The following is a 1,280-nucleotide window of genomic DNA, read 5'->3' as shown; positions in this document are numbered from 1 at the left end:
GAGCGTGCGCTGTTCCTCGTCGAGAGTGCACGTTTCCCAATCGAGCGTGCGCTTCTCAAGATCGACAGTGCACTGCTCGATTGGGATTGGGCGGATCAGCGGATGGTGATGCGCGGACCCGTGCCCTCCTTGACGGCGACCGTGTGCCCGATGACGGGGGCGCCGGGGACCTCACCGACCACGAGGAGGCCACCGCTCGTCTGGGCATCGGCAAGCAGGACGAGCTCATCCTCGGTGATCCCTGGCCCGACGTCGAGGTGTGGCCGGACCCAGTCGAGATTGCGCCGACTACCGCCTGGCACGTAGCCGGCCGCCAGGCTCTCCCGAGCGCCGTCGAGGACCGGCACCGCGGCTCGGTCGATCGCGGCCCCCACCCCCGAGGCGCGGCACATCTTCCACAAGTGCCCGAGCAGGCCGAAGCCGGTCACGTCAGTGCAGGCTTGCACGCCGGCGGCGAGGGCGGCCGCGGAGGCCGCGGAGTTCAGCGCTGTCATGGTGGCGATCGCCTCGGGGAACACTTCTCCGGTCGCCTTGTGCCGGTTGCCGAGGATCCCGACGCCGATCGATTTCGTCAGGGAGATCGGCTGGCCGGGCGCGGCGGCGTCATTGCGCATCAACCGTTCAGCGTCCGCGATCCCCGTAACGGCCATGCCGTAAAGCGGCTCGGGCGCCGTGATGCTATGCCCTCCGACGACGGGGCAACCGGCCTCCTTACCTACGGCCAGCCCGCCACGGAGGACCTCCCGCACGTGGTCCGCCGAGACCAGGCCTGCGGGCCATCCGAGCAGGTTGATTGCCATGATCGGCCGTCCGCCCATCGCATAGACGTCGGAGAGGGCGTTCGCGGCCGCGATCCGGCCCCAGTCGTAGGGCGAGTCGACCACGGGGGTGAAGAAGTCGGCCGTCGAGAGGATCGCTTGGCCGCCCTCGATGCGGACGGCGGCAGCATCATCGCCGGCGTCGATCCCGACGATCAGGTCGGGGTGGCGCACCCCGACCAGGTCGGCGACGACCTCCTCGAGCTGGCTGGCCGGCACCTTGCAGGCGCAGCCCCCACCGGCGGCGAACTGGGTCAGGCGGATCGGTGCGTCATCGATGGCGGCCACAAGGGCACCATACGACCCGGCCGGCGAGTGGTCCGGCACGGGGCGCGCGAAGGCGCGGACACGTCATACAGCGGCTCGCGGGCAGACCCCTTCCGAGAACTGCACCCTCGATTCGAAAACGCGCACGGTCGATGGGAAAAAGTGCACTCTCGATTGAGAGAAGTGCACTGTCGA

1 protein-coding gene is annotated in these 1,280 nt (G+C 69.2%); it reads right to left on the bottom strand.

What is annotated here, in order from left to right; genetic code table 11:
• Positions 1–95: 95 nt before the first annotated feature.
• On the bottom strand, positions 96–1,097 hold the full coding sequence (gene selD / locus N864_RS22330; protein ID WP_081794138.1) for a selenide, water dikinase SelD: 1,002 nt from the start codon (positions 1,095–1,097) through the stop codon (positions 96–98).
• Between the last annotated feature and the right edge of the window lie 183 nt (positions 1,098–1,280).

The sequence above is a fragment of the Intrasporangium chromatireducens Q5-1 genome (genome assembly GCF_000576575.1).
In the GTDB taxonomy this organism is placed as follows: domain Bacteria; phylum Actinomycetota; class Actinomycetes; order Actinomycetales; family Dermatophilaceae; genus Intrasporangium_A; species Intrasporangium_A chromatireducens.
This window is presented reverse-complemented; position numbering and strand designations above follow the sequence as displayed.